The organism is Flavobacterium chungangensis (assembly GCF_042654045.1).
Lineage (GTDB): Bacteria > Bacteroidota > Bacteroidia > Flavobacteriales > Flavobacteriaceae > Flavobacterium > Flavobacterium chungangensis.
Map to the genome: position 1 here is coordinate 1 of NZ_JBHSFY010000054.1, position 527 is coordinate 527.

At 41.7% G+C, this 527-nt stretch carries 1 protein-coding gene; it reads left to right on the forward strand.

Annotated elements, in window-relative coordinates:
• On the forward strand, positions 1-527 hold a 527-nt coding region (locus ACFO3N_RS25040), incomplete at both ends, for a SulP family inorganic anion transporter (protein WP_379801532.1).

Genomic DNA, 527 nt, shown 5'->3' on the forward strand with positions numbered 1-527 from the left:
GCAACCGTTGCTCTATTGTCTCTTGAAAACATGGGCGTCAGCATTATTGGTAGCGTGCCGATTAAGCCATTAGGGATCAATATGGAAGGCATCAACTGGAAGATAGTAGAAGAGCTATTACCCAGCGCTTTTTTGATTAGTATTGTTGGCTTTATTGGCTCTGTATCCGTGGCGCAATCCTTTGCCGCTAAACGACGCCAAGACATTGACCCGAATCAAGAACTTGTTGGGCTTGGTCTTGCCAATATAGGTTCTGCAATGTGTGGTGCATTTCCTGTTACTGGTGGTTTTTCTCGTACGGTATTAAATGCAGATTGTGGTTCAAAAAGCCCAATGACAGGCATTATTTCAGCCTTATTGATATTACTCACTTTACTCTTTCTGACGCCTTTATTTTATTATTTACCGAAAGCGATCTTAGCGTCCATTATTTCTATCTCTATGCTGCAGCTGGTCAGTGTACAAGACCTACGCAACTTATGGCGCTTTTCCAAAAAAGAGGCCAGCTTATTAATTATTACCTTTAG